The organism is Kitasatospora sp. NPDC098652, assembly GCF_044760155.1.
GTDB lineage: Bacteria > Actinomycetota > Actinomycetes > Streptomycetales > Streptomycetaceae > Kitasatospora.
Genome location: NZ_JBIWAQ010000004.1, coordinates 1 through 22,530, shown reverse-complemented (window position 1 = coordinate 22,530; position 22,530 = coordinate 1). Strand labels below are relative to the sequence as shown.

General features: G+C 71.8%; 18 protein-coding genes. 13 read left to right on the top strand and 5 right to left on the bottom strand.

Features of this window, described 5'->3' with window-relative positions; genetic code table 11:
* Positions 1–53: 53 nt before the first annotated feature.
* The gene (rlmN, locus tag ACIQWA_RS10915) at positions 54–1,154 is read left to right on the top strand and encodes a 23S rRNA (adenine(2503)-C(2))-methyltransferase RlmN (protein ID WP_402480921.1); all 1,101 of its coding nucleotides are present in this window, start codon (positions 54–56) and stop codon (positions 1,152–1,154) included.
* A 53-nt stretch (positions 1,155–1,207) separates the two neighbouring features.
* Here rlmN and ACIQWA_RS10910 read toward each other — a convergent pair whose 3' ends face one another.
* The 4 genes from ACIQWA_RS10910 to ACIQWA_RS10895 form a co-directional block, all read right to left on the bottom strand.
* A complete protein-coding gene (locus ACIQWA_RS10910) occupies positions 1,208–2,359 on the bottom strand; it encodes a hypothetical protein (protein ID WP_402480918.1) in 1,152 nt (383 codons plus the stop codon).
* Between the two features lie 44 nt (positions 2,360–2,403).
* Positions 2,404–3,159, bottom strand: coding sequence for an ATP-binding cassette domain-containing protein (locus ACIQWA_RS10905; RefSeq protein WP_360233228.1), 756 nt, complete (start codon positions 3,157–3,159; stop codon positions 2,404–2,406).
* A 225-nt stretch (positions 3,160–3,384) separates the two neighbouring features.
* Positions 3,385–4,779: an aspartate aminotransferase family protein gene (locus ACIQWA_RS10900; RefSeq protein WP_360233231.1), complete on the bottom strand. Its 1,395-nt coding sequence runs from the start codon at positions 4,777–4,779 to the stop codon at positions 3,385–3,387.
* Positions 4,776–5,249: an Lrp/AsnC family transcriptional regulator gene (locus tag ACIQWA_RS10895; RefSeq protein ID WP_030306695.1), complete on the bottom strand. Its 474-nt coding sequence runs from the start codon at positions 5,247–5,249 to the stop codon at positions 4,776–4,778. The genes ACIQWA_RS10900 and ACIQWA_RS10895 overlap by 4 nt, the downstream gene beginning before the upstream one ends.
* A gap of 250 nt (positions 5,250–5,499) precedes the next feature.
* Here ACIQWA_RS10895 and ACIQWA_RS10890 point away from each other — a divergent pair, with 250 nt between their 5' ends.
* The 3 genes from ACIQWA_RS10890 to ACIQWA_RS10880 all read left to right on the top strand — a co-directional run bounded on the left by ACIQWA_RS10890 (position 5,500) and on the right by ACIQWA_RS10880 (position 9,778).
* Positions 5,500–6,993, top strand: a complete 1,494-nt coding sequence (locus tag ACIQWA_RS10890) for a gamma-aminobutyraldehyde dehydrogenase (RefSeq protein ID WP_360233234.1) — start codon at positions 5,500–5,502, stop codon at positions 6,991–6,993.
* Between the two features lie 136 nt (positions 6,994–7,129).
* The gene (locus ACIQWA_RS10885) at positions 7,130–8,488 is read left to right on the top strand and encodes an aspartate aminotransferase family protein (RefSeq protein ID WP_402480914.1); all 1,359 of its coding nucleotides are present in this window, start codon (positions 7,130–7,132) and stop codon (positions 8,486–8,488) included.
* A gap of 72 nt (positions 8,489–8,560) precedes the next feature.
* On the top strand, positions 8,561–9,778 hold the full coding sequence (locus ACIQWA_RS10880) for a spermidine/putrescine ABC transporter substrate-binding protein (RefSeq protein WP_360233240.1): 1,218 nt from the start codon (positions 8,561–8,563) through the stop codon (positions 9,776–9,778).
* Positions 9,779–9,842: 64 nt separating this feature from the next.
* Here ACIQWA_RS10880 and ACIQWA_RS10875 read toward each other — a convergent pair whose 3' ends face one another.
* Positions 9,843–11,498 (bottom strand): PucR family transcriptional regulator, encoded by a 1,656-nt coding sequence (locus tag ACIQWA_RS10875; RefSeq protein ID WP_402480910.1) that lies wholly within the window; start codon positions 11,496–11,498, stop codon positions 9,843–9,845.
* Between the two features lie 256 nt (positions 11,499–11,754).
* Here ACIQWA_RS10875 and ACIQWA_RS10870 point away from each other — a divergent pair, with 256 nt between their 5' ends.
* The 9 genes from ACIQWA_RS10870 (at position 11,755) to ACIQWA_RS10830 (ending at position 22,182) form a co-directional block, all read left to right on the top strand.
* Positions 11,755–13,266: a gamma-aminobutyraldehyde dehydrogenase gene (locus tag ACIQWA_RS10870; RefSeq protein WP_402480908.1), complete on the top strand. Its 1,512-nt coding sequence runs from the start codon at positions 11,755–11,757 to the stop codon at positions 13,264–13,266.
* A gap of 59 nt (positions 13,267–13,325) precedes the next feature.
* Entirely contained in the window at positions 13,326–14,585 is a 1,260-nt protein-coding gene (locus ACIQWA_RS10865; protein ID WP_402480905.1) for a spermidine/putrescine ABC transporter substrate-binding protein, read from the top strand.
* Between the two features lie 37 nt (positions 14,586–14,622).
* The gene (locus ACIQWA_RS10860; RefSeq protein ID WP_360233251.1) at positions 14,623–15,762 is read left to right on the top strand and encodes an ABC transporter ATP-binding protein; all 1,140 of its coding nucleotides are present in this window, start codon (positions 14,623–14,625) and stop codon (positions 15,760–15,762) included.
* Positions 15,759–16,688, top strand: a complete 930-nt coding sequence (locus ACIQWA_RS10855) for an ABC transporter permease (protein ID WP_402480902.1) — start codon at positions 15,759–15,761, stop codon at positions 16,686–16,688. Before ACIQWA_RS10860 ends, ACIQWA_RS10855 begins: the two co-directional genes overlap by 4 nt.
* Positions 16,688–17,491 carry an ABC transporter permease gene (locus ACIQWA_RS10850; protein WP_360233257.1) on the top strand — a complete coding sequence of 268 codons (804 nt, stop codon included), beginning with the start codon at positions 16,688–16,690 and terminating at the stop codon, positions 17,489–17,491. The genes ACIQWA_RS10855 and ACIQWA_RS10850 overlap by 1 nt, the downstream gene beginning before the upstream one ends.
* A 61-nt stretch (positions 17,492–17,552) precedes the next feature.
* Positions 17,553–18,947 (top strand): FAD-dependent oxidoreductase, encoded by a 1,395-nt coding sequence (locus tag ACIQWA_RS10845; RefSeq protein ID WP_360233260.1) that lies wholly within the window; start codon positions 17,553–17,555, stop codon positions 18,945–18,947.
* A gap of 132 nt (positions 18,948–19,079) precedes the next feature.
* Positions 19,080–19,511 carry a hypothetical protein gene (locus ACIQWA_RS10840; RefSeq protein ID WP_402480898.1) on the top strand — a complete coding sequence of 144 codons (432 nt, stop codon included), beginning with the start codon at positions 19,080–19,082 and terminating at the stop codon, positions 19,509–19,511.
* 133 nt (positions 19,512–19,644) lie between these two features.
* Positions 19,645–20,409 carry a hypothetical protein gene (locus ACIQWA_RS10835; protein WP_402480895.1) on the top strand — a complete coding sequence of 255 codons (765 nt, stop codon included), beginning with the start codon at positions 19,645–19,647 and terminating at the stop codon, positions 20,407–20,409.
* 249 nt (positions 20,410–20,658) lie between these two features.
* Positions 20,659–22,182, top strand: coding sequence for a CoA-acylating methylmalonate-semialdehyde dehydrogenase (locus ACIQWA_RS10830; RefSeq protein WP_360233268.1), 1,524 nt, complete (start codon positions 20,659–20,661; stop codon positions 22,180–22,182).
* The last annotated feature ends 348 nt before the right edge of the window (positions 22,183–22,530 follow it).

The window sequence follows — 22,530 nt, the reverse complement described above, 5'->3', positions numbered from 1 at the left end:
CCCCGGACGCCAGGCGACCGGGGCCTCCGCGCGTCTGCGACACTGGAACAACCATGCCTAAGCCCGGAGAACTCACCTTTGTCGCGCCGCGCGGCGCCAAGCCCCCGCGACACCTCGCCGACCTGAGCCCCGCCGAGCGCAAGGAGGCCGTCGCCGAGCTGGGCGAGCAGCCGTTCCGCGCCAAGCAGCTCTCCAACCACTACTTCGGCCGGATGTCGAACGACCCGGCGAGCTGGACGGACATCCCCGCCGCCAGCCGGGAGAAGCTGACCGGGAGCCTGCTGCCCGAGCTGATGTCGGTGGTGCGGCACGTCTCCTGCGACGACGACACCACCCGCAAGACGCTCTGGAAGCTGTTCGACGGCACGCTCGTCGAGTCGGTGCTGATGCGCTACCCCGACCGGGTCACCATGTGCATCAGCTCGCAGGCCGGCTGCGGCATGAACTGCCCGTTCTGTGCCACCGGCCAGGCGGGGCTGACCCGCAACCTGTCGACCGGCGAGATCGTCGAGCAGATCGCCGCCGGGATGCGCGCGCTCAAGGCCGGCGAGATCCCCGGTGGTGAGGCGCGGCTGTCGAACGTGGTCTTCATGGGCATGGGCGAGCCGCTGGCCAACTACAACCGGGTGCTGGCCGCGATCCGCCGACTGACCGACCCGGCTCCGGACGGCTTCGGCCTGTCCCAGCGCGGCATCACGGTCTCCACGGTCGGGCTCGTGCCGGCCATGAACCGGCTGGCGGACGAGGGTCTCAGCTGCCGCCTGGCGCTGTCGCTGCACGCGCCGGACGACGAGCTGCGCGACGAGCTGGTCCCGGTGAACACCCGGTGGAAGGTCGCCGAGGTGCTGGACGCGGCGTGGAACTACGCGGAGAAGTCCGGCCGCCGGATCTCCATTGAGTACGCGCTGATCAAGGACATCAACGACCAGGCCTGGCGCGCCGACCTGCTCGGCCGGCTGATCAAGAACCACCGAGTGCACGTCAACCTGATCCCGCTGAACCCGACCCCGGGGTCCAAGTGGACGGCCTCCCGGCCCGAGGACGAGCGCGAGTTCGTCCGCCGGCTCCAGTCGCACGGTGTGCCGACCACCGTCCGCGACACCCGCGGCCAGGAGATCGACGGCGCCTGCGGCCAGCTCGCCGCGGCGGGCTGAGAACCGCGGTAGCGGCGTACTGAGGACCCCGGCAGGCTCTCCTGCCGGGGTCCTCAGCGCAGTCCGGCGGCCGCCAGCGCGGCGGTCGCCCCGCCGGTCAGCAGCAGCGTGGTGCCCACCGCGAGGGTGCGCAGGGCGACCGCGCCGAACAGCAGTCGGGGCGAGGCACCGAGGCGCAGCAGCGCCTCGGTGATCTCCCGGCGGTCGGTACGGACCTCGGCGAGCCGGGCGACCACCGCGGCGACCGTGCAGCCGAGCACCAGGCAGGCCTCGACGGCGGGGAGCGCGTCGGCGCTGTCGGGGGTGCCGATCCAGTAGCGCACGGTGGTCAGCACCAGGGCGACGACCAGGGTGAGCACGGCCAGCGGCGGTCCGAGCCGACGGGCCTGGGCCGTGAGGCCGCGTCCGGCGAGCAGCCGCAGCGGGGTGGGCCGGCCGAGGGCGAGCAGCCGTCCGGTCCAGGCGAGCAGCGGGCCGGTGAGCAGGGCGAGGCCGAGCGCGCCGCCGGCCCAGCCGCCGAGGGCGGCGGTGCTGGTGGTGCCGAGTCCGGCGGGCAGGTGGATCGGACGGCCGTCGGCGGGGGCGCCGGGCCGCAGGGCGATGAGTTCGAGCGCGGCGCCGATCACCACCAGTCCGACCGGTACGGCGATCCGCAGCGGGCCGAAGCCGGTCCGGCCGCGGCTGCGGCCACCGGGCAGGGTCTCGGCGACGGGCACCGAGAAGGCGGCGGCGAGACCGGCGGTGAGCGGGACCAGGGCGAGCAGGGTGACCGGCGCGGCGGCGGGCAGCGGCACGCCCATGCCGAGGTCGGGGGCGAGCGAGGGGCCGGCGATGTCGTTGCGCAGCACCAGGAAGAGCAGCAGGGTGAGCACGCTGCCGAGGGTGCAGGCGAGGGCGACCTCACCGGCGATCAGGGTGCGGATCCGGCGGGAGCCGGCCCCGGCGGCGGTGAGGCCGGCGATCCGCTCGGGCCGTCGGGCGGGCACCGAGCGGGCGGCGACGGCCGCGAACCAGGCGACGGCGGCGAGCGGCGGCAGGCACCAGAGCAGCCGCGCCAGCGCGTCGGCGCCGCCGAGCGGGTCGCTCAGCGCGCGGCCGAGGGAGCGCAGCAGGAAGGCGGCGACGACGGCGGCCGCCAGGGCGGTGAGCAGCCAGCGGCCGAGGTCGGGCACCCGGTAGCCCCGGGCCAGACGGAGGTAGAACACGTCGACTCTTTCAGCGGCTCGGCTCTGTCAGCGACTGGTGGCGGTCAGCGGCGGGTGGCCGTGACGGCGGAGGCACCGGTCGTGCCCGGGGCGGCGGCGCCGCGCGGGACGGGGGCGGCGGGGGCGGTGAGCCGTCCGTCGACGAGGGCGACGGAGCGGTCCGCGAACCGGACGAGCTCGGGGTCGTGGGTGGCCAGGACGAGGGTGAGCTGGTGCGAGCGGGCCGCGCTGGTCAGTATCCGCAGGACCTGGTCGGCGGCCTCGCGGTGCAGCGGGGCGGTGGGGTCGTCGGCGAAGACGACGGGCGGCAGCGGGGCGAGGGCGCGGGCCACGGCGATCCGCTGGCGCTGGCTCTGGACCAGCCGGTCGGGGCGCCGGCGGCCGATCTCGCCGACGTCCAGGCGCTCCAGCCACTCGTCGGCGGCGGTGTAGGCGGCCTTGTTGCCGGCACCGGCGAGCAGCAGCGGCAGGGCGACGTTCTCGCGGGCGCTGAGCTCGGGCACCAGGTGGGGTTCGGAGCCGACGAAGCCGAAGCGGTCGCGGCGCAGCCGTTCGCGTCCGGCGCGGCCGAGGGTGTGGACGGGGGAGCTGTTGAACCAGACCTCGCCCTCGTCGACCGGGAGCTGGGCGGAGAGGCAGCCGAGCAGGGTGCTCTTGCCGCAGCCGCGCGGGCCGGTGACGGCGAGTACCTCGCCCTCGCGGACGCCGATGGAGATGCCGCGCAGGGCGGGGGTGCCGTCGTGGGACTTGACGATCCCTCGGGCCCACAGCACGTCGTTGTCAGGCGGTGCCGCTGACATGAGGTTCCATCCTGGGTGGCCGCAGGGATATGACAGTCGTCAGATTAGAACGACCGGGGCCGGTCGCGGTTGCGGCGCTCTGGTCCATCACGGGCAAATCACCCGCATTCAGGCATGTTTGGTCGTACGACTGTGATGTTCCGTGGCGTTGCGTGAACGCCGAAGGGCGGCCCCGCGGGTGCGGGGCCGCCCTTCGGCGGAGGGTGGGGAGGAGGGCTCAGGGGATCAGAGCTTCGCCCACGCGTCGGTGAGGCTGGTCCGCAGGATCTGCTCGATCTCGTCGAAGGTCGACTGGTCGGAGATCAGCGGCGGGGCCAGCTGGACGACCGGGTCGCCACGGTCGTCGGCGCGGCAGTACAGGCCGTTGTCGAAGAGGGCCTTCGACAGGAAGCCGTAGAGCACGCGCTCGGTCTCCTCGTCGTTGAAGCTCTCCTTGGTGACCTTGTCCTTGACGAGCTCGATGCCGTAGAAGTACCCGTTGCCGCGGACGTCGCCGACGATCGGCAGGTCGCGCAGCTTGCTCAGGGTGCCCAGGAAGCGCGACTCGTTGTCGAGCACGTGCTGGTTGAGGCCCTCGCGCTCGAAGATGTCGAGGTTGGCGAGCGCCACGGCGGAGGAGACCGGGTGGCCGGCGAAGGTGTAGCCGTGCAGGAAGGTGTTGTCACCCTTGTAGAACGGCTCGGCGATGCGGTCCGAGATGATCGTGGCGCCGATCGGGGAGTAGCCCGAGGTCATGCCCTTGGCGCAGGTGATCATGTCCGGCACGTAGCCGAACTTGTCGGCGCCGAACATGGTGCCGAGGCGGCCGAAGGCGCAGATGACCTCGTCCGAGACCAGCAGCACGTCGTGGCGGTCGCAGATCTCGCGCAGGCGCTGGAAGTACCCGGGCGGCGGCGGGAAGCAGCCACCGGCGTTCTGCACCGGCTCGACGAAGACGGCGGCGACGGTCTCGGGGCCCTCGAAGAGGATGGCCTCCTCGACCTGGTCGGCGCACCAGCGGCCGTACGCCTCGGGGTCGACGGTGCCGTCGGGGCCCTCGAGGTAGTGCGGGGCGCGGTAGATGTTGGTGTTCGGGGCCTTGTGGGTGCCCGGCACCAGCGGCTCGAACGGGGCCTTGAGGCCCGGCAGGCCGGTGATGGACAGCGCGCCCTGGGGGGTGCCGTGGTAGGCGATGGCGCGGGAGATGACCTTGTACTTGGTCGGCTTGCCGATCAGCTTGAAGTACTGCTTGGCGAGCTTCCAGGCGGTCTCGACGGCCTCGCCGCCACCGGTGGAGAAGAAGACCTTGTTGAGGTCGCCCGGGGCGTAGTTGGCCAGGCGCTCGGCCAGCTCGACGGCCTTGGGGTGCGCGTAGCTCCAGATCGGGAAGAACGCGAGTTCCTTGGCCTGCTTGGCGGCGACCTCGGCGAGCTCGGTGCGGCCGTGACCGGCCTGCACGACGAACAGGCCGGCCAGGCCGTCGATGTACTTCCGGCCCTTGTCGTCCCAGATGTACGTGCCCTCGCCCTTGACGATGGTCGGCACGGGGGAGTTCTCGTACGACGACATGCGGGTGAAGTGCATCCACAGGTGGTCGTAGGCGGTCTTGGAAAGGTCCTTCTGCGCCGGGTCGGCTGTCATCGGGTGCCCCAGGTGTAGGTCTGTTTCCGGAGTTTCAGGTAAACGAAGCTCTCGGTGCTCCGCACGCCGGGAAGCGCGCGGATGCGCTTGTTGATCATTTCGAGCAGGTGCTCGTCGTCCTCGCAGACCAGTTCGGCCAGGAGGTCGAACGAGCCTGCGGTGCAGACGACGTAGTCGACCTCGTCGAGGGCGGCCAGCGCGTCGGCGACGGGCTCGATGTCGCCCTCGACCCGGATGCCGACCATCGCCTGGCGGGTGAAGCCGACGGTGAGCGGGTCCGTGACGGCGACGATCTGCATCACGCCTTGGTCGAGCAGCTTCTGGACGCGCTGCCGTACGGCTGCCTCGGACAGGCCGACGGCCTTGCCGATGGCGGCGTACGGGCGGCGCCCGTCCTCCTGGAGCTGCTCGATGATCGCCTTGGAGGCGGCGTCGAGGGGAACACTCGCGTTCCGGTCGCGGTTGGCCACGCCGCCACTGTGCCTGATCGTTCCCCTGTTCGCAAGCGTGGAAGCTGCTGATTTCGTCGTGCTTCTGGAAAACCCATGCGGATTTCATCGTGTACGCGCACCACGCCTGTCGATCCCGGCAGTCCTGCGGCTACTCTGGCACGGTACGCGCGCGCCCCCGCAGGACGGCGCGCATTCCGCCACCAGTGGACCGCGCCGCTCCCGGCCGGGCCACTCGGCACCCTTCGTAGGCCGGATCCGTCGACGTACCATGGCGCCGGAATCTGCAACGCCGCAGGCCCAGACCGAGGAGAGACCCGTGAGCGACCTTCGCACGCTGCGCAACTACATCAACGGTGAGTTCGTCGACGCGGCTGACGGCCGCACGCTCGACATCGTCGACCCGACCACGGGCGAGGTCTACGCGACCTCGCCGCTGTCCGGTGCCGCTGACGTGGACGCGGCCATGGCCTCGGCCGCCGCCGCCTTCCCGGTCTGGCGCGACGCCACCCCGAGCACCCGGCAGAAGCTGCTGCTCAAGATCGCCGACGCGGTCGAGGCCCGGGCCGACGAGATCGTCGACGCCGAGGTGCGCAACACCGGCAAGCCCCGCGCGCTGACCCTCTCCGAGGAGATCGGCCCGATGGTGGACCAGATCCGCTTCTTCGCCGGTGCCGCCCGGCTGCTGGAGGGCAAGGCCGCCGGCGAGTACATGGACGGCATGACCTCGATCATCCGCCGCGAGCCGGTCGGCGTCTGTGCCCAGGTCGCGCCGTGGAACTACCCGATGATGATGGCGGTCTGGAAGTTCGCCCCGGCCATCGCCGCGGGCAACACCGTGGTCCTCAAGCCCTCGGACACCACCCCGGCCTCCACCGTGCTGCTGGCCGACATCATCGGCGGCATCCTCAAGGACCTTGAGCTGCCGGCCGGCGTCTTCAACGTCATCTGCGGCGACCGCGAGACCGGCAAGCTGATGGTCGAGCACCGGACCCCGGCGATGGCCTCCATCACCGGTTCGGTGCGGGCCGGCATCCAGGTCGCCGAGTCGGCCTCCAAGGACGTCAAGCGAGTTCACCTGGAGCTGGGCGGCAAGGCCCCGGTCGTGGTGTTCGAGGACGCCGACATCGCCGAGGCCGTCGAGGGCATCTCGGTGGCGGGCTACTTCAACGCCGGCCAGGACTGCACCGCCGCCACCCGCGTGCTGGTGCACGAGTCGATCCACGACGCCTTCGTCGAGGCGCTGGCCAAGGCCGCGGCCGAGACCAAGACCGGCGGCGTGGACGACGAGGACGTGCTCTACGGCCCGCTGAACAACGCCAACCAGCTCAAGCAGGTGGCCGGCTTCATCGAGCGGCTGCCCGCCCACGCCAAGGTCGAGGCCGGTGGCCACCGGGTCGGCGACAAGGGCTACTTCTACGCCCCGACCGTCGTCTCCGGCCTGCAGCAGGACGACGAGATCATCCAGAACGAGGTCTTCGGCCCGGTCATCACCGTGCAGAAGTTCACCGACGAGGAGCAGGCCGTCGAGTACGCCAACGGCGTCGAGTTCGCGCTGGCCTCCTCGGTCTGGACCAAGGACCACGCCCGCGCCATGCGGATGTCCCGCCGCCTGGACTTCGGCTGCGTCTGGATCAACACCCACATCCCGCTGGTCGCCGAGATGCCGCACGGCGGCTTCAAGAAGTCCGGCTACGGCAAGGACCTGTCGGCGTACGGCTTCGAGGACTACACGCGAGTCAAGCACGTCATGACTGCGATCTGATCAATCAGTTGAACTGACAAGGGGCCCGGGTCTTTTCGACCCGGGCCCTGTCGCTTTGCACCCTGTCGGCGGGTCGTGCGTCCGGCTGACAGGATGAAACTGCACTTCGGAGGCGCTCGGCCCTAGCCTTACCGGCATGAGCATCCCCACCGCTGACTCAGCCGCCGGAAAGGCGGTCAAGGCCGCCGACCGCGCGCACGTCTTCCACTCGTGGTCCGCCCAGGCGCTGATCGACCCCCTCGCGGTGGCCGGCGCCGAGGGCTCGTATTTCTGGGACTACGACGGCAACCGCTACCTCGACTTCTCCTCGCAGCTGGTGAACACCAACATCGGGCACCAGCACCCGAAGGTGGTCGCCGCGATCCAGGAGCAGGCGGCGAAGCTCTGCACGCTCGCCCCCGGCTTCGCGGTCGAGGCGCGCAGCGAGGCGGCCCGGCTGATCGCCGAGCGCACCCCGGGCGACCTGGACAAGATCTTCTTCACCAACGGCGGCGCCGAGGCGGTGGAGAACGCCATCCGGATGGCCCGGCTGCACACCGGCCGGCAGAAGGTGCTCTCCACCTACCGCTCGTACCACGGCGCCACCGCCAACGCGATCGCCCTCACCGGCGACCCGCGGCGCTGGGCCAACGAGACCGGCGTCTCCGGCGTGGTGCACTTCTGGGGCCCGTACGCCTACCGCTCCAACTTTCACGCCCAGGACGAGGCGCAGGAGTGCGAGCGTGCGCTGGCGCACCTGGAGCAGGTGATCGCCTTCGAGGGACCGGGCACGGTGGCCGCGGTCATCCTGGAGACGGTGGTCGGCACCGCCGGCATCCTGATCCCGCCGCCGGGCTACCTGGCCGGGGTGCGGGAGATCTGCGACCGCCACGGGATCGTGTTCGTCCTGGACGAGGTGATGGCCGGCTTCGGCCGCACCGGCGAGTGGTTCGCCGCCGACCACTGGGGCGTGGTGCCCGACCTGATGACCTTCGCCAAGGGCGTCAACTCCGGCTACGTCCCGCTGGGCGGCGTGGCGATCAACGCCGAGATCGCCGCCACCTTCGCCGAGCGGCCGTTCCCCGGCGGGCTCACCTACTCGGGGCACCCGCTGGCCTGCGCCTCGGCGGTGGCCACCATCAACGCCATGGCGGAGGAGGGCATCGTCGAGAACGCCAGGCACATCGGCGAGACGGTGCTCGGCCCCGGCCTGCGCGAGCTGGCCGAGCGGCACCCCTCGATCGGCGAGGTGCGCGGCCTCGGCGTGTTCTGGGCGCTCGACCTGGTGAAGGACCGGGAGACCCGGGAGCCGCTCGTCCCCTACAACGCCGCGGGCGCCGCCAACGCGCCGATGGCCGAGCTGGCCGCCGCCTGCAAGCAGCGCGGGCTCTGGCCGTTCGTCAACATGAACCGCTTCCACGTCGTCCCGCCGTGCACCGTCACCGAGGAGGAGGCCAAGGCCGGCCTCGCGGTCCTGGACGAGGCGCTGTCGGTGGCCGACGCGCACACCGTCTGACGTACCTACCAGGACGGCCCCGGGCGCACCCGCGTGTTCCCGGGGCCGTGCCACGCTCCGGAAGGCCTCCACATGTCCCGCAGCTCCACCCCGACCCGCCGATCCCCCGCCGACCGCCCGCAGGGCCCGACGCGCCTGCGCCGGCGTTCCGTCCTCGGCGGGGCCGCGCTGCTCGGCGCCGGCACGCTGACCGGCTGCGGCATCCCGTCGGCGTACGTCGCCGAGGACCGCCGCTCGGCGCCGGACCGCTCGGAGCACGACAAGCGGCTGAACTTCTCCAACTGGACGCAGTACATCGACACCGACGACCAGGGGAAGCGCCCGACCCTGGACGCGTTCAGCGAGAAGACCGGGATCGCGGTCACCTACACCGAGGACATCAACGACAACGACGAGTTCTTCGGCAAGATCAGCCCGGTGCTCACCCAGGGCGCCGACCCGGGCCGGGACCTGATGGTGATCAGCGACTGGATGGCCGGGCGGTACGTCTCGCTGGGCTGGGTGCAGGCGATGGACCGGGCCAACCTGCCCAACGTCACCGCCAACCTGGACCCTCAGCTGGCGAACCCGGTCTTCGACCCGGGGCGCCGGCGCAGCGTGCCCTGGCAGTCCGGGATCACCGGCATCGCGTACAACCGCAAGGCGCTGGGCCGGGAGCTCAGGTCCACCGCCGACCTCTGGGCGCCCGACCTCAAGGGCCGGATCACGCTGTTCGCCGGGCTGGACGAGGCGCTCGGGCTGCTGATGCTCTCCCAGGGCGCCGACATCGCGCGGTTCGGGGACGACGACGCGCACAAGGCGATGGACCTGGTGCAGAAGATGGTCGACAGCGGGCACGTGCGCCGCTTCACCGGCAACGACTACACCAGCGACCTCGCCTCCGGCGCCGCGATCGCCTGCCAGGCCTACTCCGGCGACGCCGTCCAGCTCACCGCCGAGAACCCCGACATCGCCTTCGTGGTGCCGGAGGAGGGCGGCGAGCTGTGGGCGGAGAGCCTGATGATCCCCAACCGGGCCGTCCACAAGCGCAACGCCGAGCTGCTGGTCGACTACTACTACCAGCCCGAGGTGGCCGCCGAACTCGCCGCGGCCGTCCAGTACATCTGCCCGGTGCCGGCCGCCCGCGAGGTGCTGGCGGACAGCGGGGACAAGGACAAGGCCGAACTCGCCGAGAACCCGCTGGTGTTCCCGACCGAGGAGATGCGCGCCCGGTTGCACAGCATGCGGGACGTCACCTCGGCCGAGCGGCCGGAGCTGCACAAGGTCTGGGGGCGCATCACCGGGGTGTGACCCCGCCCCGCCCCGGTCCGTCCGCCCGGCGCCCCCGCCCGGTCCTACCCGCCCCGCCCCGGCCCTACCGGCGCACGGCGTCCAGCGCGAGCAGCGCCACGTGCAGGGAGAGGCAGGACTCCACCTGGTCCAGGTCGACGCCCAGGATCCGCTCGACCTTGTGCAGCCGGTCGTAGAAGGACGGCCGGGACAGGTGCGCGGCGTCGGCCGCCGCCGACTTGTTCCGGCCCTGCTCCAGGTAGATCCGCAGCATCTGCACCAACTGGCCGTTGTGCTCGGCGTCGTGGGCCAGCAGCGGGCCCAACTCCCGTTCCACGTACGTCTGCAGGCGGGAGTCGTCGCGCAGCAGGTGGAGCAGGCCGCGCAGCCGGACGTCCGGCAGCCGGTAGTAGGAGGCGGTCCGGCCCCCGCCGGGCGCGTCGTGCAGGGCCGCGTCGGCGACCTGGGCGGCCTCCAGCAGGGTGCGCCGGGCGTCGCGGACCGAGCCGACCGAGGAGCCGACCGCGACGACCGGCCCCGGGGTGTCGGCCGGCTCCCGGCCCGACTCGGCGGACATCCGGCGCAGGGTGGCCGAGAAGGCCTCCAGTGCGGAGTGCTCGTCCTGCTGGGCGCCGAGCGCGATCAGCAGGCCGACGCCCTCGTCGTCCAGCGCGCCGACCAGGGCGGAGAGCCGGCTGGCCCGCACCGCGCCGGCCGCCAGCTCGGTGAAGTCGCGCAGCCGGGCCTGGGCCTCCAGCGCGGCCGGAATCGGCCCGCGGCGTTGGCGCAGCACCACGCCGACCAGCCGTCGGCCGTCCAGCGGGACGCCGAGCGCCTGGGCGCGCAGGGCCACCTCGGAGACGGTGAGCGCGTGGGTGAGGATGCCGGAGAGCAGGGTGCGGTGGGTCTGCCGCTCCAGGCTCTCCCGGTCGCGCACCACCAGCCGGTTGAGCGCCAGCGCGGAGGCGCCGCGCTCCAGCAGCATGGTGTGCGGGTGGGCCTCGCCCTCCGGCCGCGGGCCCGGCTCCAGCACCAGGACCAGCCGGCCCCAGTCCTGGCCGCGGGCGCCGACGGTGGTCACCAGCCAGCCGCTGCGCGGGTCGTGGCCGGTGCGGCCGGGCGGGCGGACCCCGCGCGAGCGGCGCTCCCAGTCCTCCAGCAGCTCGGCCTCGGGGCGTCCGGCGCTGTCGTGGGCGAGCACCTGGTGGGCCAGGTTCTCCAGGACGACCGGCGCGCCCGCCATCCGGGCCACCTGGCGGATCACCTCGGGCGGCTCGGCGCCCTCGACCACCAGCTCGTTGAACACCTGGTGGACCGACTCGGAGAGCCGCAGCTGCTCCAGCTGGGCGTTCACCACCAGGGCGTGCACGGCCTCGGTGACGGCGACGAAGCGCACCTCGCGGCGGAGCGCGATCAGCGGCAGTCCGCGCTGCTCGGCGGCGTGCACCAGGGCGCGCGGGAGCGAGTCGAAGTAGCGCCGGCCGAACTCGACCACCAGGCCGGCCACGCCGACCTCGTCCAGGTCGCGGACGTAGCGGGCCAGGCCCTCGCGGTCCTCGGGCAGCGCGATGCCGGTGGTCAGCACCAGTTCGCCGCCCTGCAGCACGCCGGCGACGTCGGGCAGCTCGCTGACGTGCACCCAGCGGACCGGTCGCTCCAGGCGGTCGGCGCCGGCCACCACCTGGGGCAGGCCGCGCCGCATCACCTCCAGGTCGAGCACGCGGGCGACGGTGGGGAGCATCGCGGGCCTCCAGGGCGGGGGAGGTGGGAGGGGAGGGGGTGGAGGGGACAGAGTGTCAGGTGAATCATGCATCGTCGCGACGACCTGTTGCCCTACGAAGAGCCTTGCACTCTGTAAGGCCCTTCATGGCGAGCCTGTCGAAGTGACCCTTGTCACGTCAACCCCGCAGTTGGCAAGGTCAGCGGGACCGCAGACCCCCACCGCGGAAGCGTTTCGCCGCAGCGCGGTCGAACCGCCGGCACTTGGAGGAACCCAGATGGACCTGACCGACTTCGGCGCGGGCGCCCAGTACATCGCGGGCCGGCCGGCCCGGGGGAGCGGCGAGCCCTTCCAGGTCGTCAACCCCGCCGACGGCACGGTGGTCGAAGAGGTCGCGCTGGCCACCGCCGGGGACGTGGACGCCGCCGTCGCCGCCGCGCGGGCCGCCCTGCCCGGCTGGTCCTCCGCCACTCCGGGGGCCCGGTCCGAGGCGCTGACCCGGCTGGCCGCCGTCCTGGGCGCGACCGCCGACGACCTCGCCCGGGTGGAGACCGCGCAGACCGGCAAGCCGGTCAAGCTGGCCACCGAGTTCGACGTCCCCGGCACCGTCGACAACGCCGCGTTCTTCGCCGGCGCCGCCCGCAACCTGGAGGGCAAGGCGGCCGGGGAGTACTCCGGCGACCACACCTCCTACGTCCGGCGCGAGGCGATCGGCGTGGTCGGCTCGATCTCGCCGTGGAACTACCCGCTGCAGATGGCCGCCTGGAAGATCCTCCCGGCGATCGCGGCGGGCAACACCATCGTCCTCAAGCCGGCCGAGCTGACCCCGCTGACCTCGGTGATGTTCGCCCGGGCCTGCACCGAGGCGGGCATCCCGGACGGCGTGGTCAACGTGGTCACCGGCGCCGGGCGCACCGCCGGCGAGCACCTGGTCGCCCACCCCGGGGTCGCGATGGTCTCCTTCACCGGCTCCACCGCCGTCGGCAAGCGGGTCGCCGAACTCGCCACCGCGAGCGTCAAGCGCACCCACCTGGAGCTCGGCGGCAAGGCCCCGTTCGTGGTCTTCGACGACGCCGACCTGGACGCCGCGGTGCACGGCGCCGTCGCCGCCTCGCTGATCAACGGCGGCCAGGACTGCACCGCCGCCACCCGTGCGTACGTCCAACGCCCGCTCTACGACGCCTTCGTGGCCGGTGTCGCCGAGCTCTTCGCGGCCGTTCGGATCGGCGACCCCCGCAACCCGCACACCGACCTCGGCCCGCTGGTCTCCTTCGCCCACCGGGACCGGGTGGCCGGGTTCGTCGAGCGCGCCCGCTCCTACGCCACCGTCGTCACCGGCGGCCCCGCGCCGGACCGGGGCCACGACGGCCACGACCTCACCCGGGGCGCCTACTACGCGCCGACCCTGATCACCGGCGCGGCCCAGGACAGCGAGGTGGTCCAGGGCGAGGTCTTCGGCCCGGTGCTGGTGGTGCTGCCCTTCGACGGCGACGACGAGGGCCTGCGGCTCGCCAACGACACCCCGTACGGCCTGGCCGCCTCCGCCTGGACGGCCAATGTCCACCGCTCGCTGCGCGCCACCCGGGAGATCGCCGCCGGGTGCGTCTGGGTCAACGACCACATCCCGATCATCAGCGAGATGCCGCACGGCGGCTACAAGGCGTCCGGCTACGGCAAGGACATGTCCCAGTACTCGCTGGACGAGTACACCCAGGTCAAGCACGTCATGTTCGACACCACCGCGGTGGCCCGCAAGGACTGGCACCGCACCGTCTTCGGAGACCGATAACCCCCCCCAGGCCAGGTGCTCCCCCCACGCACCCGCCGTCCCCCCAGGAGGCCCGTTCCATGGCGTTCAAGGCGTTCAACGAGCTCACCGACGGTCTGCCCGAACCGGTCCGCAGGGCCTGGGAACGCAGTCTGACCAGCGGGCGGGCCGCGGTCGGCCGCCGTACCCTGCTGCGCGCCGCCGCCCTCACCGCCGGGGCGGGCACCCTGGCCGCCTGCGGCATCCCGGCCGCCCCCAGGGCGACCGGTGACTCGACCGCCAACGCCGCCGAGGACCACTCGGGGGGCGAGAAGGAGGTCGACTTCTCCAACTGGCCGCTGTACATCGACACCGACGAGAAGGACAAGCAGAAGCACGGCACCCTGGACACCTTCACCGCGGCCACCGGCATCAAGGTCAGGTACAACGAGGACGTCAACGACAACGTCGAGTTCTTCGGCAAGGTCAAGCCGCAGCTGGCGGCCGGCCAGGACACCGGCCGCGACCTGGTGGTGCTCACCGACTGGATGGCCGCCCGGCTGATCCGGCTCGGCTGGGCGCAGAAGCTCGACCCGGCGAACGTCACCACCGCGATCACCAACGTCGAGGCCCGCTTCCGCGCCCCCGACTGGGACCCGGGGCGGCTCTACACCTACCCCTGGGCCGGGATCCAGACCGTCATCGCCTACAACCGGAAGGCGACCAAGGGCAAGGAGGTCACCAGCGTCTCCCAACTGCTGGAGGACCCCGAGCTCAAGGGCCGGGTCACCTTCCTCTCCGAGATGCGCGACAGCATCGGGATGGTCCTGCTCGACATGGACAAGGACCCGGCGAAGTTCACCGCCGACGACTACGCCGGTGCGATCGCCCGGATGCAGAAGGCCGTCGACAACAAGCAGATCCGCCGCTTCACCGGCAACGACTACGGCCAGGAGCTGTCCTCCGGGGACATCGCCGCCTGCGTCGCCTGGGGCGGCGACCTGATCCAACTGCGCGCCGACAACCCGGACATCGAGTTCGTCATCCCGGAGAAGGGCTACCTCGCGTCGACCGACAACATGCTGGTCCCGGCCAAGGCGCGGCACAAGACGAACGCGGAGAAGCTGATCGACTTCTACTATCAGCCGAAGATCGCGGCGCAGCTGGTCGCGGGCATCGGCTTCGTCTCCGCCGTCACCGGGATGAAGGAGGAGCTCGCCGCCCTCGCCCCGGACAGCGCGGCCAACCCGCTGGTCGTACCCACCCCCGAGATGGCGGCCAAGGCGCACGTGTTCCGCACCCTCACCGAGGGCGAGGAGAGCGACTTCGAGCAGAAGTTCTCCAAGCTCATCGGCGCCTGACCCCCACCCCCGGCAGAAAGACCCAGGAAGACACCCCATGACAGACCAGCTGCGCGCCGCGGCCGGCGGCGACGTCCGCCTCACCGGCATCGGCAAGACCTACGGCTCCTTCACCGCCGTCCACCCGCTCGACCTGACCGTCCCCCAGGGCTCCTTCTTCGCCCTGCTCGGCGCCTCCGGCTGCGGCAAGACCACCACCCTGCGCATGATCGCCGGCCTGGAGGAGCCCACCAGCGGCACCGTCCTGATCGGCGGCCAGGACGTCACCGCGCTGCCCCCGTACAAGCGCCCGGTCAACACCGTCTTCCAGAGCTACGCGCTCTTCCCGCACCTGGACATCTTCGAGAACGTCGCCTTCGGCCTGCGCCGGCGGGGCAAGAAGGACGTGAAGAAGCAGGTCGAGTCGATGCTGGAACTGGTCGAGCTCGGCCAGTACGCCCGGCGCAAGCCGCACCAGCTCTCCGGCGGCCAGCAGCAGCGCGTCGCGGTCGCCCGCGCCCTGATCAACCACCCCCAGGTGCTGCTGCTGGACGAGCCGCTCGGCGCCCTCGACCTCAAGCTGCGCCGCCAGATGCAGCTGGAGCTCAAGCGGATCCAGACCGAGGTCGGCATCACCTTCGTGCACGTCACCCACGACCAGGAGGAGGCCATGACGATGGCCGACACCATCGCGGTGATGAACGGCGGCCGGGTCGAGCAGCTCGGCGCGCCCGCCGACCTGTACGAGAACCCCGGCACCACCTTCGTGGCCAACTTCCTCGGCCAGTCCAACCTGCTGCCCGCCGAGGTCACCGGCGGCGCGGGCGAGGACCTGCTGCTCACCGTGGCCGGCAGCCGGCTCGCGGTGCCGAAGGCGCGCTGCGCCACCGAGGCCAAGCTGGTCCACCTGGGCGTGCGCCCGGAGAAGATCACCATCAGCCACGCCTCGGAGACGGTCGCCGAGGGCCGCAACCGGCTCGCCGGGACGGTGCTCGACTCCAGCTTCATCGGCGTCTCCACCCAGTACGTGGTGCGCACCGACAGCGGCCAGGAGGTCACCGTCTTCGAGCAGAACATGGAGCGCGACGCCCGGATCGTCCCCGGCGCCCCCGTGCAGCTGCACTGGAACCCGGCGCACTCCTTCGCCCTGGACGCCGCGCAGGCGATCGACGCGGGCACCGCGGAGGAGGCCGCATGACCACCACCACCCCGGCGGCCGCCCCCCAGGTCATCCCGCTCGGCGAGCCCGCGCCGAAGCCGAAGCGCAAGCTCACCCCGTACTGGCTGCTGCTGCCCGGCATCGCCTGGCTGGTCGTCTTCTTCGCCGTGCCGATGGTCTACCAGGCGTCCACCTCGCTGCAGACCGGCTCGCTGGAGTCGGGCTTCAAGGTCACCTGGCACTTCGCCACCTACTGGGACGCCCTGGTCGAGTACAAGTGGCACTTCGTCCGCTCGTTCTCCTACGCGGCCATCGCCACCGTGCTCTGCCTGGTCATCGGCTACCCGCTGGCGTACACCATCGCCTTCAAGGCGAGCCGGCGCTGGCGCAACGTCATCCTGATCCTGGTCATCGCGCCGTTCTTCACCAGCTTCCTGATCCGCACGCTGGCCTGGAAGACCATCCTGTCCGACGGCGGACCGGTGGTCGGCGCGCTCAACACCCTGCACGTCCTGGACCTCACCAACGCCGTCGGGCTCACCTCCGGCGACCGGGTGCTCGCCACCCCGCTGGCCGTGGTCTGCGGCCTCACCTACAACTTCCTGCCGTTCATGATCCTCCCGCTGTACACCTCGCTGGAGCGGATCGACCCCCGGCTGCACGAGGCGGCCGGCGACCTCTACGCCCGGCCCTTCACCACCTTCCGCAAGGTCACCTTCCCGATCTCGCTGCCGGGCGTGGTCGCGGGCACCCTGCTCACCTTCATCCCCGCCTCCGGCGACTACATCAACGCCCAGCTGCTCGGCTCGCCGAGCGAGCAGATGGTCGGCAACGGCATCCAGAAGCAGTTCCTGAACGTGCTCGACTACCCCACGGCGGCAGCGCTGAGCTTCATCCTGATGGCCCTGATCCTGGGCATGGTGACGGTCTACATGCGCAAGGCCGGGACGGAGGAACTGGTCTGATGTCCCGCATCCTCAAGTGGGTCCGCGCCCACCTGGTGGTCCTGGCCGGCCTGTTGGCCCTGGCCTACCTGGTGCTGCCCAACCTGGTAGTGCTGGCCTTCTCGTTCAACAAGCCGGTCGGCAAGTTCAACTACGAGTGGAACGAGTTCTCCACCGACGCCTGGACCAACCCCTGCGGCGTGGCCGACATGTGCCAGTCGCTCTCGCTCAGCCTGCAGATCGCGGTGCTCGCCACCATCGGCGCCACCGTGCTCGGCACCATGGTCGCCTTCGCGCTGGCCCGCTACCGCTTCCGCGGCCGCTCGGCCACCACCGCGATGATCTTCCTGCCGATGGCCATGCCCGAGGTCGTCATGGCCGCCTCGCTGGGGACGCTGTTCCTCAACATGCGCATCCCCTTCGGCTTCACCACCATCCTCATCGCCCACATCATGTTCTGCCTGAGCTTCGTGGTGACGGCGGTCAAGGCGCGCGTGATGAGCATGGACCCGAGGCTCGAACAGGCCGCCCAGGACCTCTACGCGACCCCCACCCAGACCTTCCTGCGGGTCACCCTTCCGCTGGCCGCCCCCGGCATCGCCGCCGGCGCGCTGCTCAGCTTCGCGCTCTCCTTCGACGACTTCATCATCACCCAGTTCAACTCGGGCCCGACCACGGTCACCTTCCCGATGTTCGTCTGGGGCGCCTCGCAGCGCGGCATCCCGGTGCAGGTGAACGTCATCGGCACCGCGATGTTCGTGGCCGCGGTCGCGCTGACCGTGGCCGGCCAGTGGCTCGGCAACCGCCGCAAGGCCACCGCCTGACGTACGGTCGGTCAGCGGTGGTACGTACCATCACCTATTCGTGGAAAGTGGCTGATAATGCATGGACTCCGCCCGCGCGCTCAGTGACGCCAGGCCCACCCCCTTCTGGCTGGAGGACCCCGGCCGGCCCGCGGCGCTGCCCGCCCTGGTCGGCGACACCACCTGCGACCTGCTGGTCGTCGGCGGCGGCTACTCCGGACTGTGGACCGCGCTCATCGCGAAGGAGCGCGACCCCTCGCTGGACGTCGTCCTGGTCGAGGGCCACGAGGTCGGGTGGGCCGCGTCCGGGCGCAACGGCGGATTCTGCGCGGCCAGCCTCACCCACGGCTTCGGCAACGGCCTGGAGCGCTGGCCCTCCGAACTCGCCCAGCTGGAACGCCTCGGCGCCGCCAACCTGGACGGCATCGAGGCCACCCTCAAGCGCTACGGCATCGACGCCGAGTGGGAGCGCACCGGCGAGATCGACGTCGCCACCCAGCCGCACCAGGTCGAGGAGCTGCACGAGGTCGCCGAGGCCGTCGCCCGCTACGGCTTCGACCTCACCGTCCTGGACGCCGACCAGCTGCGCGCCGAGGTGAACTCGCCGACCTTCCTCGGCGGTCTCTGGGACAAGGACGGGGTGGCGATGGTCCACCCCGCCAAGCTCGCCTGGGGCCTCAAGGAGGCCTGCCTGGGCCTGGGCGTCCGGATCTTCGAGCACACCCGGGCCACCGAGCTGCGCGAGCACGGCAGCGGCATGGCCGCCCGCACCCCGTACGGCCGGGTCCACGCCCGCCGGGTCGCGCTCGGCACCAACGTCTTCCCGTCCCTGCTCAAGCGCGTCCGTCCGTACGTCGTCCCGGTGTACGACTACGCGCTGATGACCGAGCCGCTCAGCGACGAGCAGCTCGCCTCGATCGGCTGGCGCGGCCGGCAGGGGCTCGGCGACAGCGCCAACAAGTTCCACTACTTCCGGCTGTCCGCCGACAACCGGATCCTCTGGGGCGGCTACGACGCCGTCTACCACTACGGCGGCCACGTCCGGCACGAGTACGACCAGCGCCCGGAGACCTTCCGCACCCTGGCCAACCACTTCTTCCGCTGCTTCCCGCAGCTGGAGGGGCTGCGCTTCACCAACGCCTGGGGCGGCGCCATCGACACCTGCAGCCGGTTCTCGGCCTTCTTCGACACCGCCTACCGGGGCAAGGTCGCCTACGCCGTCGGCTACACCGGGCTCGGTGTCGGCGCCACCCGCTTCGGGGCCGAGGTGATGCTCGACCTGCTGGCCGGCGAGCGCACCGAGCGCACCTCGCTGGACATGGTGCGCTCCAAGCCGCTGCCGTTCCCGCCCGAACCGGTGCGCTGGGCCGGGATCGAGATCACCACCCGCTCGCTGGAGCGCGCCGACCGCAACGGCGGCCACCGCAACCTCTGGCTGCGCACCCTCGACCGGCTGGGGCTCGGCTTCGACAGCTGACCGCCACCGATCGTGGGGTATCTCCCGCGACCCGTGTAAGAGGGACCCGCCGTCCGCCTCTCCTCGGTGACGGCGGGTCTCGTTCTCCCGCCGCGTCCGACCGTAGGAAACGGCGAGGAGCGGGGACACGACATGGAGAGCACCGGACTGCACTGGCTCGCCCAGGTGGCAGCGGACCCGGAGGACTTCCGGGAGCAGTGGGAACGCACCGGGCTGGGCCTGGTCCTGCTACCGGCCGGGCGCCGCTGGGACGTCCTCGCCGTCCCCGGGCGGCTCGGGCGACCGGCGCTGGAGGTGCTGGACACCGGCTGCTGCGGCCCGGTCCTCACCGACTTCGGCGGGGAGCACGTCAGCTTCCTGGTGCCCGTCGGCACCGCCGCCCGCTGGGTCGGCACCGGGGTGCGCTGCGCGGGGGAGGGCACCTGGATCGTCGTCCCGCACCCCGGACGCCGTAGCCGGGGTGTGCGCTGGCTGGTACCGCCCGACGGTTCCGGGCGGCTCAACGACCCGGTGCTGCTGGAGCTGGCCCTGCACGAGGCGGCGGCCGGCCTCGGCGGCTCGTAGCGCGGGCGGGGCGCGGTCCGTTCGCGTTCGGTTCGGGGGCGGGTCGCGTTCGGCGCGCGGACGGGTCGCGGGAGGTGCGCGGACGGTTCGCGGTGGCAGGGCGCGGGGCGGGCGCCCGGGTCAGACTGGAGGCGTGACCACCGCTCCGCACGCCGTCGACGCCTCCCTCCGGCCGGGCCCCGCCCAGCTGCGCCTGGCCGCCCTCGCCGAGCCCGTCTGCACCCGGTACGGGCTGGCGCTGGCCGGCGGGCACGCGCTGCGCGCCCACGGGGTCCCGGCCTGCCGGCAGGACGGACTCACCCTGGCCACCGGCGGCGCCGACCTGCCCGAGGTGGCCGCCGCACTGACCGAGGCGTACCGCGCGGCGGGCGGCGGGGTCGCCGAGCGGCCCGGCACGCCACGGCTGGAACAGCTGACCGTACGGCTGGCGCTGGGCGGGCGGTCCCACTCGGTGGAGCTGCGGAAGGAGCCGCTCGGCCACCGGCCGGTCCGGCTGGACTTCGGCGCCCCGGAGGCGGCCGGGCCCCCGCTGGTGCTGCCGGTGGTGGCGCTGGAGGATGCGGCGGCGCTCACCACCGCGCTGCTGGTCGACCGGGGCATGCCGCGCGACCTGATCGACGTGCACGCCCTCACCCGCAACTACCGTGAGGGCGAACTGCTGGCCCTGGCCCGGGAGTTGGACCCGGACTTCCAGCCGGGCGGGCTCGCCGACCGGCTGGAGACGCTGGCCGAGGCGGCGGACGGCCGGTTCCGTGCCCGCGGGGTCGAGGCCGGCGCGGTGGACGGGCTCAAGCGGTGGGCACTGGCCTGGGCGCAGGATCTGCGACTGGACCTGCTGGAGACCCAGGAGGCGGCGGACGGGCTGCACGACCCGTACCTGGAGGACGAGGAGTCCTGAGTGTTCCGGCTCCGGCTCCGGCTCCGGCTTCGGGGCCGTGGCCCCACCCGTTCGGCGGAGCGACCGGACGACCTGTAAGGCTGAATCCGCGATCCCCGTCAGCCTGTTCGTTGAGCCGCGCTCCGGAGGCCACCAGACTGGAGGACGAGCGCGGTAGCCCCGTGAATTCCCGTCGCCCGGCCCTCTCGCGGGCGGCGCCAGACCGGACCGGTGGCAGGACGCCGCCCGGGACTTCGGAGGCAGACGGACTTGAGCAAGCACATCACTCACTGGATCGGCGGCCAGTCGGTCGCCACCGCCGGTGCGGCGCCCCGCCGCGGTGACATCTTCGACCCGGCCACCGGCCAGGTCGCCGGCCAGGTCGACTTCGCCGGGATCGCCGAGGTCGACCAGGCCGTGGCCGCCGCCGCCTCGGCCTTCGCCGAGTGGCGCACCGCCTCGGTGGCCCGGCGCAGCACGGTGCTCTTCGCCTTCCGCGAGCTGCTGAACGCCCGCCGGAACGAGCTGGCCGAGATCATCGTGTCCGAGCACGGCAAGGTGCACTCGGACGCGCTGGGCGAGATCGCCCGCGGCCTGGAGGTCGTCGAGTACGCCTGCGGCATCCCGCAGCTGATCAAGGGCGGCTTCACCGAGCAGGCCTCCACCGGCATCGACGTCTACTCGATCCGCCAGCCGCTCGGCCCGGTCGCGATCATCTCGCCGTTCAACTTCCCGGCCATGGTGCCGATGTGGTTCTTCCCGATCGCCATCGCGGCCGGCAACACCGTGGTGGTGAAGCCCTCCGAGAAGGACCCGTCCGCGGCCAACTTCTTGGCCGGGCTGTGGAAGGAGGCCGGCCTGCCGGACGGCGTCTTCAACGTCGTGCACGGCGACAAGGTGGCCGTCGACCGCCTGCTGGAGCACCCGGACGTCAAGTCCGTCAGCTTCGTCGGCTCCACCCCGATCGCCCGCTACGTGTACGAGACCGGCACGCGCTACGGCAAGCGCGTCCAGGCCCTCGGCGGCGCCAAGAACCACATGCTGGTGCTGCCGGACGCCGACCTCGACCTCGCCGCCGACGCTGCGGTCAACGCCGGCTTCGGCGCGGCCGGTGAGCGCTGCATGGCGGTGTCCGTCCTGGTCGCCGTCGACCCGATCGGCGACGAGCTGGTCGACAAGATCAAGCAGCGGATCGCCACCTTGAAGGTCGGCCCCGGCTGCAACGGCGACTCCGAGATGGGCCCGCTGGTCACCGGCCAGCACCGCGACAAGGTCACCTCCTACGTGGAGTCCGGTCTCGCCGACGGCGCCGAGCTCGCCGTGGACGGCCGCAAGCACCCGGTCACCGCCGAGGACAAGAACGGCAGCCCGACCGCTGACGGCTTCTGGCTCGGCCCCACCCTGTTCGACCACGTGAAGCCCGGCATGTCCGTCTACAACGACGAGATCTTCGGCCCGGTCCTCTCCGTCGTGCGCGTCGCCTCCTACGACGAAGGCCTGGCGCTCATCAACGCCAACCCGTACGGCAACGGGACCGCCCTCTTCACCAACGACGGCGGCGCGGCCCGGCGCTTCCAGTTCGAGGTGGAGGTCGGCATGGTCGGCATCAACGTGCCGATCCCGGTGCCGGTGGCCTACTACTCCTTCGGCGGCTGGAAGGCCTCGCTGTTCGGCGACGCCCACGCGTACGGTCCGGACGGCGTCCAGTTCTTCACCCGTGGCAAGGCCGTGACCCAGCGCTGGCTGGACCCCTCGCACGGCGGCATCAACCTCGGCTTCCCCACCAACAGCTGAGGTCGCCGGGCTCGTCGAGCTCTGGCACCAGGCAGGCCGGACCCCTCTCCCGGGGGCCGGCCTGCCCCCTTTTGCAGGTCGTTTGCATCCGGACCCAGATGCGCGTACAGTTCTTCGAGCTGCCCGGAAGGGAGCACCGGACACGCGTCTGCGCGGACGGTCCCTGAGGCAGCCAATCCCTTGAAACACCACTTCCGGTTCGTGCCGGTCGTTTCGCTTTTTCGCGTCTCGGCTCGGTGCTTATTCGGCGTGTGCGTTTTATCGGATTGCGGCTGGATTCGCTTTTCGGAGCGGGGATCGGCTAGAGTTTGAAACGTCGGACGGGGCGTCAAGCCGCAGAAGACACCG

What these genes read in the sequence shown, in the direction of transcription:
- rlmN (WP_402480921.1), top strand. Translation starts at nt 54, where the DNA reads ATGCCTAAGCCCGGAGAACTCACCTTTGTCGCGCCGCGCGGCGCCAAG.
- ACIQWA_RS10905 (WP_360233228.1), bottom strand. Translation starts at nt 3,159, where the DNA reads ATGTCAGCGGCACCGCCTGACAACGACGTGCTGTGGGCCCGAGGGATC.
- ACIQWA_RS10900 (WP_360233231.1), bottom strand. Translation starts at nt 4,779, where the DNA reads ATGACAGCCGACCCGGCGCAGAAGGACCTTTCCAAGACCGCCTACGAC.
- ACIQWA_RS10890 (WP_360233234.1), top strand. Translation starts at nt 5,500, where the DNA reads ATGGCGCCGGAATCTGCAACGCCGCAGGCCCAGACCGAGGAGAGACCC.
- ACIQWA_RS10885 (WP_402480914.1), top strand. Translation starts at nt 7,130, where the DNA reads ATGAGCATCCCCACCGCTGACTCAGCCGCCGGAAAGGCGGTCAAGGCC.
- ACIQWA_RS10880 (WP_360233240.1), top strand. Translation starts at nt 8,561, where the DNA reads ATGTCCCGCAGCTCCACCCCGACCCGCCGATCCCCCGCCGACCGCCCG.
- ACIQWA_RS10875 (WP_402480910.1), bottom strand. Translation starts at nt 11,498, where the DNA reads ATGCTCCCCACCGTCGCCCGCGTGCTCGACCTGGAGGTGATGCGGCGC.
- ACIQWA_RS10870 (WP_402480908.1), top strand. Translation starts at nt 11,755, where the DNA reads ATGGACCTGACCGACTTCGGCGCGGGCGCCCAGTACATCGCGGGCCGG.
- ACIQWA_RS10865 (WP_402480905.1), top strand. Translation starts at nt 13,326, where the DNA reads ATGGCGTTCAAGGCGTTCAACGAGCTCACCGACGGTCTGCCCGAACCG.
- ACIQWA_RS10860 (WP_360233251.1), top strand. Translation starts at nt 14,623, where the DNA reads ATGACAGACCAGCTGCGCGCCGCGGCCGGCGGCGACGTCCGCCTCACC.
- ACIQWA_RS10855 (WP_402480902.1), top strand. Translation starts at nt 15,759, where the DNA reads ATGACCACCACCACCCCGGCGGCCGCCCCCCAGGTCATCCCGCTCGGC.
- ACIQWA_RS10850 (WP_360233257.1), top strand. Translation starts at nt 16,688, where the DNA reads ATGTCCCGCATCCTCAAGTGGGTCCGCGCCCACCTGGTGGTCCTGGCC.
- ACIQWA_RS10845 (WP_360233260.1), top strand. Translation starts at nt 17,553, where the DNA reads ATGGACTCCGCCCGCGCGCTCAGTGACGCCAGGCCCACCCCCTTCTGG.
- ACIQWA_RS10840 (WP_402480898.1), top strand. Translation starts at nt 19,080, where the DNA reads ATGGAGAGCACCGGACTGCACTGGCTCGCCCAGGTGGCAGCGGACCCG.